At 60.4% G+C, this 15,136-nt stretch carries 20 protein-coding genes and 1 pseudogene; 17 read left to right on the forward strand and 4 right to left on the reverse strand.

From position 1 onward, the window contains the following. Positions 1-8 precede the first annotated feature (8 nt). Together queC and KQH55_RS13720 are read right to left on the reverse strand one after the other, a co-directional pair. On the reverse strand, positions 9-743 hold the full coding sequence (queC, locus tag KQH55_RS13715) for a 7-cyano-7-deazaguanine synthase QueC (RefSeq protein WP_235091376.1): 735 nt from the start codon (positions 741-743) through the stop codon (positions 9-11). A 116-nt stretch (positions 744-859) separates the two neighbouring features. Then, positions 860-2,119, reverse strand: coding sequence for a glycosyltransferase (locus KQH55_RS13720; protein WP_235091377.1), 1,260 nt, complete (start codon positions 2,117-2,119; stop codon positions 860-862). 612 nt (positions 2,120-2,731) lie between these two features. Between KQH55_RS13720 and KQH55_RS13725 the strand changes: the two genes are divergently transcribed. The 9 genes and pseudogenes from KQH55_RS13725 to KQH55_RS13765 all read left to right on the forward strand — a co-directional run bounded on the left by KQH55_RS13725 (position 2,732) and on the right by KQH55_RS13765 (position 7,204). Continuing rightward, positions 2,732-2,938, forward strand: coding sequence for a type II toxin-antitoxin system VapB family antitoxin (locus KQH55_RS13725; RefSeq protein WP_235091378.1), 207 nt, complete (start codon positions 2,732-2,734; stop codon positions 2,936-2,938). Then, complete coding sequence (locus KQH55_RS13730) at positions 2,935-3,315, forward strand: type II toxin-antitoxin system VapC family toxin (RefSeq protein WP_235091379.1); 381 nt, start codon at positions 2,935-2,937, stop codon at positions 3,313-3,315. The genes KQH55_RS13725 and KQH55_RS13730 overlap by 4 nt, the downstream gene beginning before the upstream one ends. 1,093 nt (positions 3,316-4,408) lie before the next feature. Next, positions 4,409-4,591: a hypothetical protein gene (locus KQH55_RS13735; RefSeq protein WP_235091380.1), complete on the forward strand. Its 183-nt coding sequence runs from the start codon at positions 4,409-4,411 to the stop codon at positions 4,589-4,591. Positions 4,592-5,218: 627 nt separating this feature from the next. Next, positions 5,219-5,419: a hypothetical protein gene (locus KQH55_RS13740; protein WP_235091381.1), complete on the forward strand. Its 201-nt coding sequence runs from the start codon at positions 5,219-5,221 to the stop codon at positions 5,417-5,419. A 462-nt stretch (positions 5,420-5,881) separates the two neighbouring features. Continuing rightward, a pseudogene (locus KQH55_RS13745) lies at positions 5,882-6,115 on the forward strand (type II toxin-antitoxin system RelE/ParE family toxin); the annotation flags it as partial. Between the two features lie 2 nt (positions 6,116-6,117). Continuing rightward, a complete protein-coding gene (locus tag KQH55_RS13750) occupies positions 6,118-6,471 on the forward strand; it encodes an addiction module antidote protein (RefSeq protein WP_235091382.1) in 354 nt (117 codons plus the stop codon). A 49-nt stretch (positions 6,472-6,520) separates the two neighbouring features. Continuing rightward, positions 6,521-6,712, forward strand: a complete 192-nt coding sequence (locus KQH55_RS13755; RefSeq protein ID WP_235091383.1) for a type II toxin-antitoxin system HicA family toxin — start codon at positions 6,521-6,523, stop codon at positions 6,710-6,712. Further along, entirely contained in the window at positions 6,709-6,945 is a 237-nt protein-coding gene (locus KQH55_RS13760; protein WP_235091384.1) for a hypothetical protein, read from the forward strand. Before KQH55_RS13755 ends, KQH55_RS13760 begins: the two co-directional genes overlap by 4 nt. After that, the gene (locus KQH55_RS13765) at positions 6,899-7,204 is read left to right on the forward strand and encodes a BrnA antitoxin family protein (RefSeq protein WP_235091385.1); all 306 of its coding nucleotides are present in this window, start codon (positions 6,899-6,901) and stop codon (positions 7,202-7,204) included. Before KQH55_RS13760 ends, KQH55_RS13765 begins: the two co-directional genes overlap by 47 nt. Here KQH55_RS13765 and KQH55_RS13770 read toward each other — a convergent pair. Together KQH55_RS13770 and KQH55_RS13775 are read right to left on the reverse strand one after the other, a co-directional pair. Next, positions 7,201-8,268: a phage portal protein gene (locus KQH55_RS13770; RefSeq protein WP_373566402.1), complete on the reverse strand. Its 1,068-nt coding sequence runs from the start codon at positions 8,266-8,268 to the stop codon at positions 7,201-7,203. The two genes, KQH55_RS13765 and KQH55_RS13770, sit on opposite strands and share 4 nt — an antisense overlap. Then, the gene (locus tag KQH55_RS13775) at positions 8,268-10,034 is read right to left on the reverse strand and encodes a terminase ATPase subunit family protein (RefSeq protein ID WP_235091387.1); all 1,767 of its coding nucleotides are present in this window, start codon (positions 10,032-10,034) and stop codon (positions 8,268-8,270) included. The genes KQH55_RS13770 and KQH55_RS13775 overlap by 1 nt, the downstream gene beginning before the upstream one ends. 142 nt (positions 10,035-10,176) lie before the next feature. Here KQH55_RS13775 and KQH55_RS13780 point away from each other — a divergent pair, with 142 nt between their 5' ends. The 8 genes from KQH55_RS13780 (at position 10,177) to KQH55_RS13815 (ending at position 15,088) form a co-directional block, all read left to right on the forward strand. Further along, positions 10,177-11,040 (forward strand): GPO family capsid scaffolding protein, encoded by an 864-nt coding sequence (locus KQH55_RS13780; protein WP_235091388.1) that lies wholly within the window; start codon positions 10,177-10,179, stop codon positions 11,038-11,040. 36 nt (positions 11,041-11,076) lie between these two features. Further along, the gene (locus KQH55_RS13785) at positions 11,077-12,138 is read left to right on the forward strand and encodes a phage major capsid protein, P2 family (protein WP_235091389.1); all 1,062 of its coding nucleotides are present in this window, start codon (positions 11,077-11,079) and stop codon (positions 12,136-12,138) included. Beyond that, a complete protein-coding gene (gene gpM / locus KQH55_RS13790) occupies positions 12,135-12,848 on the forward strand; it encodes a phage terminase small subunit (protein WP_235091390.1) in 714 nt (237 codons plus the stop codon). The genes KQH55_RS13785 and gpM overlap by 4 nt, the downstream gene beginning before the upstream one ends. A gap of 99 nt (positions 12,849-12,947) precedes the next feature. After that, positions 12,948-13,439 (forward strand): head completion/stabilization protein, encoded by a 492-nt coding sequence (locus KQH55_RS13795; protein WP_235091391.1) that lies wholly within the window; start codon positions 12,948-12,950, stop codon positions 13,437-13,439. Further along, the gene (locus KQH55_RS13800) at positions 13,439-13,645 is read left to right on the forward strand and encodes a tail protein X (protein WP_076785719.1); all 207 of its coding nucleotides are present in this window, start codon (positions 13,439-13,441) and stop codon (positions 13,643-13,645) included. The genes KQH55_RS13795 and KQH55_RS13800 overlap by 1 nt, the downstream gene beginning before the upstream one ends. Before the next feature lie 17 nt (positions 13,646-13,662). Further along, on the forward strand, positions 13,663-14,007 hold the full coding sequence (locus KQH55_RS13805; RefSeq protein ID WP_076796778.1) for a putative holin: 345 nt from the start codon (positions 13,663-13,665) through the stop codon (positions 14,005-14,007). Positions 14,008-14,009: 2 nt separating this feature from the next. After that, positions 14,010-14,285: a phage holin family protein gene (locus KQH55_RS13810; RefSeq protein ID WP_076796777.1), complete on the forward strand. Its 276-nt coding sequence runs from the start codon at positions 14,010-14,012 to the stop codon at positions 14,283-14,285. Next, complete coding sequence (locus tag KQH55_RS13815) at positions 14,282-15,088, forward strand: N-acetylmuramidase family protein (protein WP_076796776.1); 807 nt, start codon at positions 14,282-14,284, stop codon at positions 15,086-15,088. The genes KQH55_RS13810 and KQH55_RS13815 overlap by 4 nt, the downstream gene beginning before the upstream one ends. Positions 15,089-15,136: the final 48 nt, after the last annotated feature.

The following is a 15,136-nucleotide window of genomic DNA, read 5'->3' on the forward strand; positions in this document are numbered from 1 at the left end:
CTGAAGCGTCAAAGCGACGCGGGATCAACACGCCCGCCATGCCGGAATGCGTGGTAGCCGCGTGCGCGCAACCTACATGCCGGACACTCGCCGCAACCGAAGCCCCAATCGTGCAATTCAGCCCGCTCGCCGACATAGCATGTATGCGTCTCAACGCGGATCAGCTTGATCAGCGCTTCGCCGCCGATCGATTCCGCAAGCCGCCAAGTGTCCGCCTTGTCCAGCCACATCAGTGGGGTTTCGAGCACGAAACGCTGGTCCATGCCCAGATTCAGCGCCACTTGCAGCGCCTTCATCGTGTCATCGCGACAATCTGGATATCCGGAAAAATCAGTTTCGCACATGCCGCCCACCAGCACACCGAGCCCGCGCCGGTACGCAACCGCTGCCGCGATCGTCATGAACATCAAGTTGCGGCCTGGCACAAATGTGTTCGGCAACCCATTGGCCTGGGTCTCGATCTGGATCTCGCGCGTCATTGCCGTGTCGCTGATTGCCCCCAGCACCGACAGGTCAACGCGATGGTCGTCGCCGAGCGTCAGCTTCCATTGAGGAAACGCGCGGATCAACGCATCGCGGAACCCGTCGCGGCATTCCAGCTCGACGCGGTGCCGTTGCCCATAGTCGAAGCCGATGGTTTCGACGCGATCGTAGCGCGAAAGCGCCCATGCCACACAAGTGGCCGAGTCCTGTCCACCGGAAAACAATACGAGCGCGCCGCGTTGGGCGTCTGTCCGAGTCACCGTGGCACTCCTTCGATCAGATGCAGGCAGTATAGGCCGGCGCCGCGCGGGCCACTGCGCGCGAGTGTTTACCGGTCATCGGCCTGCCGGAGGACGGCGCAAAACGATGGATTTTATCATGCGGAACTGCTGGGCGCAGGCACGCTCAGCGGCGCGGCGCCCTGCGCGCGCAGCCGCGTGGCGAGTGCCGTCATACGCCGGTTCGCTGCCTGCGGGGCGTATTCGTCCACGCGCGCCAAGCCTCGTGCCACAAGACGCTCGCGCAATGCGTGATGCGTCAGCACCTGCTCAAGCGCGCCGGCCATCGCGGCGGCATCGCCCACTGGCACTAGCAGTCCCGCATCGTCCGCAAGCAGCACACGCGGACCGGTCGGACAGTCTGTCGCCACCACTGGCGTGCCCAGCGCCATCGCCTCAATTAGCACCATCGGCAAGCCTTCATATCGACTGCTCAACACCATCGCTCGTGCATGTCGCATAAATGGGAAAGGGTTCGGCTGGAATCCGGCGAATATCACGTGGTCCGTCAATCCGAGGTGCCGAACCTGCGCTTCCAGTACCGGACGGTAAGGGCCATCGCCCACCAGCACCAGCCTCGTACCCTCCATGCACCCGCGCGCGAGCGTGCATGCATAAGCGTCCAACAACGTTTCGTGATCTTTTTGATCACCGTCGAGTCGCGCAACCGATACGATATACGGACGTGTCGGCAACTCGACCGATGCTTCAGACTGTGCCCGGATCACTGCAGGGTCGATGACGTTCGGCAATTCAATGACGTCGCGCAATCGCGCACCGAACATCTGCCGCGCCTCGCGCGCCATGTCCATGTTGAGTGCCGCGACCGCTGCGTAGCGCGCGTATTGACGTGCGAGCCGCCTGACCTTGGCCGGCCGATTGCCGAGCCGGGCCGCGAGGCTGAAGTGGCTGATACCAATCCATGGCTTGCCGCCGGCGCCCGCATGCTGGCGCAGCGACAGATCGAAGTCGCAGATCAAGTCGTAGTGAGCCGCAAGGGCGCGGATCCGACGCGCGAACACCTGTCGCAAGCACGGTCGCAACACCAATTGTTGCACGATACGGCCGATCCGGCTGAGCCGGCGTTGCAGCCGCAGCATCTCGAGCCGATACTGCCACGGCCGGTCGGCGAGAAAGTGCACGCGCACGTCGCCAGGCAGCTGCGCCCGGAAATGCTGTTCGAACTCCTCAGTCGGAAAACCGACGATCAAGTCGACGTCGAACGTGCCACGATCCAGCGCATGCAACCATCCCATCAGTGCGGTCTCGGTCCCGCCAAGTCCAAAATGGTGGATATGAAATGCGATGCGGGTGCGCGTGACCTCAGCCTCGCGCGCCGCATACCTGTCGTGCTGCATGATTCGGAGGATTCCTCGCCTGTCCGCGTTACCTGGAGCGCCGCATGCGCCGACAATGCAGGTCTCGCCTGCGTGAACAGGCGATCAATAAACAAAAACCCAAGAACTTTTCGGCTCTTGGGTTTTTGTCAATCAATCGGTGGTGGCCTGGGGCGGAATCGAACCACCGACACGCGGATTTTCAAAACGTACCGCAAGAACCACACCCTTGTCTGACAAGGCTCCGCGGCCTTCCAAGAAGCGAAAAGCGGCCTGAAATACTATATAACTCGGCACAATCCTGGCACAGCTCGGTTCATTTTTGGCACACGCTAGCTTAGCCGATTAGCCCTACCTGTCGCCGACATTGTAACAAAAGCCAGAAGTGGCCTCGGTTGTCATGAGCCCGGCGCACCCATGCTCGCGATGAATCGGAATGCTCGGTCACGTTGAGTCGGAATACCCACTCGACCAACTGCGGGCCGACACCGGGCGCACCGAAAGCTGAATGACGCGGTCACCGGCGTACGGTCAAGCCCCCCGCGAGGGGCGACGTAGGGTGGAGGAAGCGCTGCGATTGAAAAGATGATAAAATTGATGCTAAATTGCATCAAAATTAGAGGAGAAGTCTTCATGCGAACCACTGTCACCATTGACGATGCTCTTTACCAAAAGGCGCTGGAAATCGCCGATCCCAACATGGACAAATCGGACATCTTTCGTGAAGCCATCAAGACTTTCGTGAGGGTACAAGCAGCCAAGCGTTTAGCTGCGCTGGGCGGTACGATGACAGATATGCAAGACGTGCCACGTCGCCGTACGGAGCCAGGCGAAAGATGAGCGTACTCGTCGATACTTCGGTATGGGTGAGCCACTTCAGGAGCCGCAACAATGCTTTGATCGACTTGATCGAAGCCGACTTGGCACTGACTCACCCTATGGTCTTGATTGAGCTTGCCTGCGGGACACCCCCGGCTCCACGTGCCCAGACACTCAACGATATCGGGTTGTTGCAGCCCGCCAATCAAGCGAGCTTGACAGAAGTGATGGCGTTCATCGAACACGAAAAGCTGCATGGGCTTGGCTGCGGGCTAGTTGACATGGCATTGCTCGCTTCAACGTTGATCACGCCAGGCGCGCAACTATGGACACTGGACAAGCGCCTTGCCGATTTGTCGGCACGTTTTGGTGTGGCGCATCATTCCAAGTTGCACTAGAAAAGGGATTCGACGATTGGGGCGCCAAAGTACGACTCCGAAGCGAGCCGACATCAACGTGCTCGCGTGGCATCTTCTCAACCGGTCGCCGCGCAGTTTTTTCCTCGATGCCCTGGTAGCTAACGTGCGCCACGCAGCGTAGTTGTTCGCGCGCGTATATCAAGCGAACACTGCCTTCAGGGTTTTACCCACATCCCCCGCCTCTGTTTTTACGACCTCGGAACACAAAAAAGCCCAAGGGTTCGGCGCGGCGCTCGATGATGTGCGTCGGCGTACTGCCAAGGGCTCCATAAAGCAAACAATACCAAAGGATATTTCTCTTAGTGCAAGGCTATGTATGTCTTCGTAGCGCCGAATAGATGCATTGTGACGCAATGACGTGCATGAAAGCGCACGATTCCCGCACACTGGAAAATGTTTGGAAACCATGTCACAAGGGCTGGCGAGCTGTGCGGCATGGTGCTCGCGTAAGCACAGCCCGCAGGCGAGGAAAGGTCTCAAAATATCAAAAAGTTGACGCTCTTCCGAAGCGATGGCAAGCTATTTCAAGGTGCTGAACACACCTTTTCATAGGCGGAAAACCGCTCCCGTCAGTCAAGTGGCTTTTTTGCGTCCATAGGTTCCGTGTTGTCCTAGTTACGCTGGCAACACTTGCTTATGGCCGGGTGGCGCGCAGCTATACAAGACCCGTAGGGGGAAATCTGCGGGCGGCCCTACGACCGTGTTCAAGTGCCCGGCCGCCTCTCTGAACAGGAGGCGAAACTGAATGATTCGTAGGAAGCTAATATGGCCGCGTGCACCCCTTCTCTTCAACCCTTTCAATGGGATGAAATAGGTCTTCACAGGCGGAAAACTGCTCCCCTCAGTCAAGCGGCTTTTGCGTCCATAGGCTCCGTGTTGTCCTAGTTACGTAGGCAACACTCTTTTATGGCCGGGTAGCGCGCAGCTATACAAGACCCGCAAGGGGAAATCTGCGGGCGGCCCTGTGACCGTGTTCAAGTGCCCGGCCGCCTCTCTGAACAGGAGGCAAAATTGAATAAATTCACAGGAAGTCCCTATATCCACCGTATAAAGTTGACGCTCTTCCGAATCGATGGCAACCTATCGTGAGGTGCTCAACACACCATCACAGGCGGAAGCCGCTCCTGTCAGTCAAGCGGATTTTTTTACGCCCATAGGTTTTGCGCTGCCATCGCTACGATGGTCGCTTGCTTATGGCCGGGTGGCGCGCAGCTATACAAGACCCGCAAGGGGAAATCTGCGGGCGGCCCTGTGACCGTGTTGAAGCGCCCGGCCGCCTCTTTGAACAGAGGCAAATTCAACAAATTCACAGGAGGTCTCTCATGTCCTCCTCTCCCTCCAGTCTCTTCAATGGAGCGATATTAATCTTTCCCAGATTGTCCACATCAACGGCACTCCCTACGAGACGAAAGCCGCGATCGGCAAATGGCTCGAATACGCCGGTCTGCGTGATGCGATCAACAATCAAAAAGTTGACGCTCTTCCGAATCGATGGCAAGCTAATTTAAGGTGCTCAACACACCTTTTCGTAGGCGGAAAATCGCTCCCGTCAGTCAAGCGGCTTTTTTGCGTCCATAGGTTCCGTGTTGTCCTGGTTACGTAGGCAACACTTGCTTATGGCCGGGTGGCGCGCAGCTATACAAGACCTGAAAGGGGAAATCTGCGGGCGGCCCTACGACCGTGTTGAAGCGCCCGGCCGCCTCTTTGAACAGAGGCAAATTCAACGATTCGTAGGAGGCTAACATGGCCGCGTGCCCCCCTTCTCTTCAACCCTTTCAATGGGGTGAGACAGGTCTTTCCCAGATTGTCCACATCCACGGCATTCCCCAGGCGTTGGCGCTAATTGGCCAAGCCATGGCGCAATTGCAGTTGGAGGTGTGATATGCCGCTCACCCGACTACTGCCCCCTCTACGCGAGGTATCCGAGACCATCGCCAATGCCAGTCACGGGATCGATGCATTGTGCGAGTTGCTTAGCAAGACCGATACTGGACAGGTACATGCACAGTCGGTTTATCTATTACTGGACCCGTTGCGCCGTCAGCTGATAAGCGCATCGAGTGATCTAGACGACATGCTGTGAACTTTGCCGCCCCTTGCCATCGCGAGGGGCATCATGCGCATGAAAGTGCACCATTCGCGCATCAAACCGCATCATTTTGTTGCACGCTCAAATGTCCTCAGACCTACGCGGTGCGGGCCTTCCGGGCACATCCCAAATGCATTAAAAGTGCTGTGACAAGCGAAGCGGGCAGGCGAGGAGGGGACTGCGCGACGGCGGCTACAGCGCTCGCAGGTGCGCCCCCCTCATCCCTCTGAAATGGCCGCCGCGACGCGGCAGCAGGCTCCGCAGCGGCCTCGCGCGGGCCGGCTGACCCTGCGCAAGGCAATGAAAAGGCGACGGCACATAGACAGCGCGCGGGCACGCGAGCGCGCCGTGCCGAATATCATGAAAACCAGTGCGACGATCATGCACTGCTGACGGCCGCCGCAGGCGCCGCGGCTTGCGTCCCTCAGCGCACGGAACGGAGACAAGCGCGAGCAAGCAGTCGCGGCGATTAACGTTCGCATCGAGCGTACAAAGCTCGACAATCTTGGATACTGGCGTGCTGTCGGCGAAGGCGTCTGCGAGATGAAGATCGACGTTGGTCTAGGCTACCGCGCCTACTTCGTGCGGCGGGGCAAAATCATCGTCGTGCTGCTGTGCGGTGGTGACAAATCGACGCAGAAAAAAGACATCAAACTGGCGAAAAAGCTCGCCGGCGAACTGGAGGATTAAGTATGAAAATCAGCGAACTGACTGAATTCGACGGCTCGAAGTACCTGAAGGATGAAGAAACGGTTCGTCACTATCTGGCGCAAGCATTCGAAGATGGAGATCCGCGCCTGATTCAAGCCGCGCTCGGGAACGTCGCGAAGGCGCGTGGGATGACGGCGCTCGCGCGCGAGTCCGGTGTGAAACGGGAAGCGCTCTATCGCGCTCTGTCGGAAGGCGGAAACGCGGAGTTCGCAACGATCATGAAGGTTGTGCGCGCGTTGGGACTGCATTTGACCATCACTGCATCGCCCGTGCATGCGGTGGAGCCTGCGCCCGCGCCAACTCGGGCGCGCGTGTGTACCGCCGCGCACGCGTAACGCCCGCACGCTGACCGCGATCTTCACGAAGCCAACGCTAGTCGGTATCGTGTTCACTGACATTGAATCACTGGTTGTCGCGTTGGGGGGCAGCATCAACGAAGGCGCCGGCTCGCGCATTGCCTTCGAGTTGAACGGGACACACCGCTACCTGCAGCGTCCGCATCCGGGCAAAGAGGCAAAGCGGTATCAGGTGGAAAGTTTGCGCGACTGGTTCATCGAATTGGGAATCAAACCATGACCAATGCAATGACTTACAAAGGCTATTTCGCTCGCGTCGATTTTGACGGGCGAGACAACATCTTCATCGGCCACGTGCTCGGTGTTGACGACAAGATCAGTTTTCACGGCGAGACGGTTGCTGAACTGAGGCAAGATTTTCATGCAGCCATCGATCACTATCTTGAAGACTCGATGAGGAAGGCAAATGAACGCGAGAAAAAGCGCTTTGAGCAGCGACTTGGCAAAGGCTGACGCGCGCGGCGTCAAGCCAGCCGATTATGAGGAAATCCCAGAACTCTGTGACGAGTTCTTCGAGCAAGCGGACGAACACCGCGCAGGCATACTCATGAAACGTGGTCGGGGCCGGCCAGCAGGATCAAAGAAGCAGCAGATAAACCTGCGCATCGACCTGGACGTGATCGAAGCCTACAAGGCACAGGGCGAAGGCTGGCAGACCCGCATGAATGAGGCCTTGCGAGACTGGGCGAAGAGCCACGGGATGATGCGTTAGGCCGATGCTGCGCCGATGGCTGGCGCGGCACCATTCGCGGCAGGCATATCGATCGCATACGGCACAAACTGCACGATTTCGTCACCCGCCCACTCGTTGAACGCGAGGAACTGCGCCTGCAATGGCACAATTTCATTGCGGCCGAACACCTTCGCGGCGGTGTCTGCTGCGCCAAAGCCGCCGGTGTTGCCCGGCACGATCCCCAGCAACTGTGGCGGCACGCGGTGCGCAGCGAGCAGATCATCGCGTGTGACGTTCTTGATATTGAAGAACTCGTCTTTGGCAGCCACTTCCGACACCGGAATCAGCTGGATCCCGTCTTTCTTGCCATGGGGCGCGTAGTAAAAAAGGTTACGGAAATTGCCCGGCCCCTTCGCGCTTTTAAGCGCGGCGCGCATGTCGTCGATGTCGTCCTGATTCTGTGCCGGATCGGTCACGTACAAGATGAAACCGGCATGGCTGCCGTTCTCGTAGTAGCGACGACGAAAGAGCGTCGATGACTCGTTGAGCCACGCCGCGTGTAGCGCGCCGAGGTACTCGGGCAAGCCATACACTTCCTGATTTACGTCCGGCTCGGCCAAATGGTGGATTGTGCCGGGCGTAAATTCGTGCACGGGCCGCCATCCATCTGTCTGTGCATACCGCTCCAGGTCCGTTGCGCGACGCACGTACTTGGCCGGCACCGCTTCGAATTTGAGCGTGCCGCCCAGCCGGTTCGTCTGCCGCTCGATATACCCGTTGCCGAACATCAAAAAATCGAGCGCCCAGCGACGGAACGTGTCGCGCGACAGCAGCCGGTGCGGCACGAACGTGGACGCGAGCACATTGCGCTTGAAGTACAGCGCTGATGCGTGATGCGTGCCAGCCCGGAACGACTTCGCTAAGCCCGACCAGCTCACCGGCGGCTCGTACCATCCATTGACGGTCGCCAACTCCGTATAGTCGAGCAGCTCGGCGCGATTGAGCACCGGCACTGGATCGCCAAACGTGAAGGCGCTCGCCCGGCCAGGACGGCGTCGAGCCGACAGGTTGCGAGCGCGCCGTTGCCGCTCAGTTTTTCCCATCATGAACAAATCTCCATAAATCCAGCATGACGAGCCGCCATGCCTTCGAGCGGCTCGTTCGATATCGCGTGCAGCACTGCCCAGGCGAGATCCGCGTGACCGGTTTGCTCGCTACGGCTGGCCTCATACGTCACCTGACGGCCGCTGGCGGTCAGCGTCTTGCGAATGGCCATAAACGACTGCGCCATGTCGGTCCAACCCGCATCGAACTGCAACCGGGCATGGCCCACCACCGACAGCCCTTTGAGCACGAGCCGGCCCTTCACTTCCGGCGAGTAATTAAACGCAACCACCCGCGGGTAAAACTGACGCACAAGCTGATAGACGCCCTGCCCGATGCCAGTCGTATCGATCGCCATATACGTGACGGTGTAACGCTGCGTAATCTGCTCGATGCTGCGCGCCTGCGCTTCGAAGTCCAGGCCGCGCCACTGGTGCTTTTCCAGTATGCGGAACGGACCGTCGGCGACGAGCGGCGGCGCCACGACAACGCACCCGGCCGAATCCCCCGACAGCGCCGGGTCGTAGCCCACCCACACCGGACGATCACCGAACGGGCGCGCCGCGAGCGGTTTGAAGTCGTCCGCCCACTCCTGCCAGGAATCGACCATGCAGCGCTGCAGGTCGGCGAGCCGGAAAATTGACGCGGTGTCGTCGATGAACTGGCACATTAGCAAGTTCGCATACTCGTCGGCGCTGTACTCATCACGCAGCTCGGCCAAGTCAAAGAGCGTGCAGCCGGCCGCCGCCGCATCCTCGACGGTGACGATCTGACGCCACTGCCGGTCCTCGCACAGCCGACCACCGGCCAGCGCTTGATGTGAGATGTCGAGGTGGAGGTGCTCGGCCTTTGCTCGTCCGCGGTTGCGGTGCTCGCCACTCCAAAACGGATACGCTTCATGGCTCATGCTCGATGGCGTCGAAAAGTAGGTCTTGCGCCAGTGCTGATGCATCGCCATGCCGGAGGCGACCTTGTTTAACTCGCGAAAGCGCGGCACCCAAAAGTACTCGTCGAAATAGAAGTTGCCGTGATAGCTCTGGGCAGTACGCGCGTTCGTGCCGAGGAAATACAGTATCGCTTCGTTCGGCAACACGATCGGATCGCCCGTCAAATCGACGTCGGCTGCTTCGCGCGCGAACTGCGTGATGTACTGGCGGAACACATGTGCCTGCGCGCGACTGGCGGACAAAAAAATCTGGTTGCGTCCCGTGTCGAGCGCATCGACCAGCGCCTCGCGTGCGAAATACCACGTCGCGCCGATCTGCCGTGACTTCAGAATGTTGCGCGTGCGGTGCTGCCCGGCGCGCCACCACATCTTTTGGTAGTCGAACAGCGACGCGCGAAACGCGTCAACCAGGCTCTCGCGTTGCGCGTCACTGAAATCGTTACGCGTTGGCTTTTTCTTCGGCGCGGCATTACGTGCCGCGATATGAGGATTGAGATCCGCTTCCCGGCCACTTTCGCCGTACTTGCGCACGCGCGCAATGCGTTCGAGTTGGCGCATCAGTAGGTCAATTTCTTTGTAATCGGCGCCATCCTTCTTCTCCTTAGCGATCAGCGTGTTGACACGCCTCTCAGTCGTGAGCTCGACCGTATCGATCGGCGACGCCTTGTCCCAGCCGTCGCGCCGCTTCCACGATTCAACGGTTGCGCGCTTGAGATTCAGATGACGCGCGATGGACGACACGCGCCAGCCCTGCCAGTACAGCGCACGGGCTTGCTTGCGGGGATCAACAGGAGGCGGGCGATAGGCAATGTCCGACATGGCGCACAGCGTACCCGCGACACGCGCGCACGCGCAGCGGCGGCGCTACGTGCCCGGTGCGCACACCGACGCGCATCGTTGAATGTACATGCGCAAACCGCGACCATCTCCTCCACGCTACCTACCGTCCGTTACGCCTCCCATGCCAACCTTGGAACACCCTACCAGCAAGTCGAAGTGGTTTCGCATCGCCGTCGAAGGCGCGACCACCGATGGGCGCACCATCTCGCGCGAGTGGATTGCGCAGATGGCGAAGAACTACAGCCGCACGTTGTACGGTGCACGCGTGAATCTCGAACACATCCGCGGCGTGCTGCCCGATGGCCCCTTTAACGCGTATGGTGACGTGCTCGCACTTGAAGCGCGCGATGAGACCGGCGAGTTTGCCGGCAAGGTGGGGCTGTATGCGCAGATTGAACCGACGCCTAATCTGGTCGAGCTTACGCGCGCCAAGCAAAAGATTTATACGTCATGCGAGGTGGACCCGTCGTTTGCCGACACCAAGCAAGCGTATCTAGTGGGCCTGGCGGTGACCGACAGTCCAGCGAGTCTGGGTACCGAGATGCTCACGTTCGCCGCCAGCGCGCAAGCGAACCCGCTTGCGCCGCGTAAGCAATCGCCACAGAACGTGTTTTCCGAAGCGATTGAAACTGCCATGGAATTTGAGTCGACCGCCCTATCACAGGAGCGCAATGAGTCTGTTTTTTCAAAGATTGCCGACATTTTGGGGCTTATCAAAAAGAAGGGGCAAAGCGACGAAAACCGATTCGGCGATTTGACTCGCGCAATCGAGACCATTGCCGAGCACGGCCGCAATCAAGCCGAACAAATGGAGGCCTTGCATGCCCGGCTTGAGCAGCTTAACGCCGATGTCACCCGCGAGCGCAACGCTCATACAGCCACGGCCCAGGCACTGGCTGAGCTGACTGCCACGCTATCTGAGCCGAGCAACACGCCGCGCCCAGTGGCACTGGGTCAGCGTGGCCCAATCACCACCGATTGCTAACCCGCTCCTCTTTTACGTTTTCCGGAGACCGACTCCATGCGCAACACCACTCGGCAAAAGTTCAACGCGTTCACCGCCCAGCTTGCCGAACTCAATGGCGTGCCAAACGCAGCCGAGAAGTTCACGGTCGAACCCAGCGTGCAACAAACACTTGAGAATCGACTGACCGAATCGAGTGAATTCCTGCAACGCATCAACGTGATTGGCGTGGCCGAGCAGCAAGGCCAAAAACTCGGCCTGGGAGTGGGTTCACCAATCGCCAGCACGACCGACACGTCGGTCAAAGACCGCACGACGGTCGATGCTACGGACCTAGATCCGAGTGGGTACTTTTGCACAAAGACCGACTTCGATACGCACCTAACCTATGCGAAGCTGGACGCGTGGGCCAAGTTCGACGACTTTCAAATCCGCGTGCGCGATGCGATCGTCAAGCGCCAAGCGCTCGATCGCATTTGCATCGGCTTCAATGGTACGAGCCGCGCGGCGAGCTCCGATCGTCAGCAACACCCGCTATTGCAAGACGTCAACAAGGGCTGGTTGCAAAAGTACCGCGAACAGGCCCCAGAGCGCGTGCTCAGTGAAGGCAAGACATCGGGCAAGATCGCCATTGGTGGCACGGGCGCGGATTTTGCCACGCTCGATGCGGCCGTCTACGATGCGCTATCCAATCTGGTCGAGCCGTGGTACCAGGACGACACGGCGCTGGTGGTCATCTGCGGTCGAGGCCTGCTACACGACAAGTATTTCCCGATTCTGAACACGCAAAACGTGCCCAGCGAGCAAATGGCCGCCGACATGATTGTGGGCCAAAAGCGCATCGGTGGGCTGCCAGCCGTGTCGGTGCCGTACTTCCCCGCCAACGCGTTCCTGATTCAGCGGCTGGACCACTTGTCGATCTACTGGCAGGAAGGTGCGCGGCGCCGTGCAGTCACCGACAATCCGAAGCGCGACCGCATCGAGAACTACGAGTCGTCGAACGATGCCTATGTGGTCGAGGACTTTGGCTCGGGCTGTCTCGTGGAAAACATCGAGATTGCCGCCAAGCACGATGCGAGCGACGACACGAGCCGGGCTCGCACGAAGGATACGCCGTGACCAGTCTGGCCAAACGTCACATTGAGCGCGTGCGGGCTGCCAAGACGGCCACGCTGGCGCAGTCGGGCGAATCGCTCATCGGGGCAAGTCACTATGAGTTGATGCTGGCCAAACTCGCCAGTGACAAGCGACGCTTGAAGGCGATCCAGTCCGTGGCCCGCAAAATCGACGTGAAGCGCGAGGTGCTGCCTGACTATGCCGCCTATGTGGACGGTGCCCTTGCAGGCGGGCGCGGTGCGCAGGACGATGTGCTGATGACTGTCATGATTTGGCGCATCGACGCCGGCGATTATGCCGGCGCACTGGACATCGCGCGGTACGCGCTGCGGCATGGCCTGACGCTACCCGACCAGTATGAACGCTCGACGGCTGCCGCCATCGCCGAAGAGTTTGCAGACGCGGCATTGGCCGCACTACGCGATGGTGGCCCGTTCGACGCGACGCAGCTGGCCGAGGTACACGCACTCACGCAGTCGTGCGACATGCACGATCCGATCCGCGCGAAGCTGCACAAAGCGTTGGGGCTGCTGGACATGCGAGCCATCGGTCGCGACAGCCTGGATGACGCCAGCGATCGAGCGCGAGCGCAGGCGGCCTTGGCGAGCCTGCGCGAGGCATTGCGGCTCGACGCGCGATCCGGCGTAAAACAGAGCATCGCTCGACTCGACTCGATGTTGAGCGCCGCGCACGGCTTAGCCGCGCGTTCGTAACGAGCCCCTACGGCCATGGCGGCACCGGCGTTCCTTCGCCACACCTGACGGCAACGCGAGGCGAACGTCGGTCCACCGCCATCTACCGACCTCGAAACCATGAGCGGCTTTTTTGCCATCCCCGATACGCCCGGTCGCGCGGTAGCGCGCCCGCCCGCTACACCAGGCACCGTCGCCAACGACGGTTGGTTTCCTGATATTGATCTCGCCGGCCTGCGCGATGCGATGCGGCTCGATGGCACGGTCACGGACGAACGGCTGCGCCTAGCCACACTGGACGCGCTCGCCAGCGTCAATGACGAATTGGCAACGTGGCAGACCGCCCAGGTCGCGGCCGGCCACGCCGATCTAGCCAGTGTGCCAGCACCGCACGTCAATGGTGTCAGCGTGCACGTCGTGCGCTATCGCCGCGCGATTTACCACCGCGTGCGAGCCGACGTGTTGGAGCAGTATCGCGGCTACGACATGACCAAGGCCGGTGCCAGTCGCGCTGAAGATGTCACAGACGCGATCAGCGAAGCGCGGCGCAATGTGCGATGGGCAATCAGCGCGATTCGCGGCATCCCGCTGTCAACGATCGAGTTGATTTAATGAAAGTCATCTCACGCCAAGGCGACACGCTTGACGCGCTGTGCTGGCGCCATTACGGACGCACCGATGGCACCGTCGAAGCCGCGCTGCAGGCCAATCCAGGATTGGCGGAGCTGGGCGTGATATTGCCGATCGGCACCGTCGTCGAGCTGCCCGACGCAAGCGCAATCGCAAGCACCGCGCCACTTGTGCAACTGTTTGATTGACAGAGGACCTGTCCGATATGGCCGAACCTAACACCACTACCGCAGCGGCGTTATCCGTTGTGATCGGCATCGTCAGCGTTGTGCCTGGCGTCGACGGTAATGCACTGATTGGTGCCTTCACCGGCGCGGCCCTCGTGGTCGTTTCCTCGAAGGATATGGGGTTATTGAAGCGCACCGCGTATCTACTGATCTCGCTGGTGATGGGGTATCTCGCCGCACCGGAAATTGTGCATGCCACACCGATACGATCGAGCGGCGTGGCCGCGTTCTTCGCTGCGGCACTGGTCATCGTCGTGACGCTGCAATTGATCGAACGAATCCGGTCCGCGGACTTGTTCGCGTTTTGGCGCAAGGAGCGCTAAGCATGCCAACGCTTGCGCTGATTACGCTCGCCGCGCATGGTGCCGCGCTACTGCGCGTGCTGACCTATCGCCGCGTGGGCGCCCGACACCGGCCGGGCATCGCATGGCTGGCGTGGACGCTCGCAGTCGCCCTAGGCGGCTCGATCATCGATCGGCTGCTACAAGAGCGTCCGACGGATTGGTTTGACGCGGCCACGGCCGTCTTGCTTGCCGCGTTCACGTGGGCCGTGCGCGGCAACGTCGCGCGGCTGTTTGGCGCTGGAGCGCATACGCGATGAAGCCGCTGCGCCTGGGCGATCAAGGGCAAGACGTCGCACTGCTACAGCGGCGGCTGATCCGCGCCGGCTACGGGCCGCAACTCACGCATGTGTACGACGCCGCAACTGAGGCGGCCGTCACGGCCTTGCAGATTCACACCGGCCTTGTCGTCGATGGCATCGCCGGCCCCAAGACCCTAAGCGCCCTGGCGCGTGGCGAGCGCCATCGGGCGCATTTGAGCGACGCGGATTTGCAGCGCGCGGCCCACACGCTCGGCGTGTCCATGGCTTGCATTCGCGCAGTCAACGAAGTCGAATCGCGCGGCGCCGGCTTTTTGCCCGACGGCAGACCCACGATCCTGTTCGAGCGGCACGTGTTTTGGCAGCGACTAAAGGCGCGCCAGCTGGATCCGGCGGCGCTCACGGCGAAACACCCAAACATCGTCGCCCCGGTGCGCGGCGGCTACCACGGCGGCGCGGCGGAGTACACGCGACTGGCGATCGCTGCTCAAATCGAGTCAGTCGCTGCGCATGAGTCGGCCAGCTGGGGCGCGTTTCAGATACTGGGCCAGCATTGGGCGCGGCTCGGCTACGCGAGCGTCGACGATTTCGTCGATCGCATGCAAGCAAACGAGGCCGAGCAGCTGGACGCGTTCGTGCGCTTCGTGGCGGCGGACCGCCGGCTGCTCGCCGCGTTGCGTGGCCGTCGATGGGCGCAGTTTGCGCGACTCTACAACGGCCCCGGTTATAGCCGCAATCTGTATGACACAAAGCTTGCGCAAGCCTATCGCAAGTACGCGCGGGCCACCGAACTCGCCGCATGAAGGAGACCGCATGAGATGGGCGCCTTTTCGATGGACGCTGGCCGCCGC

Source organism: Mycetohabitans sp. B3, assembly GCF_021498065.1.
In the GTDB taxonomy this organism is placed as follows: domain Bacteria; phylum Pseudomonadota; class Gammaproteobacteria; order Burkholderiales; family Burkholderiaceae; genus Mycetohabitans.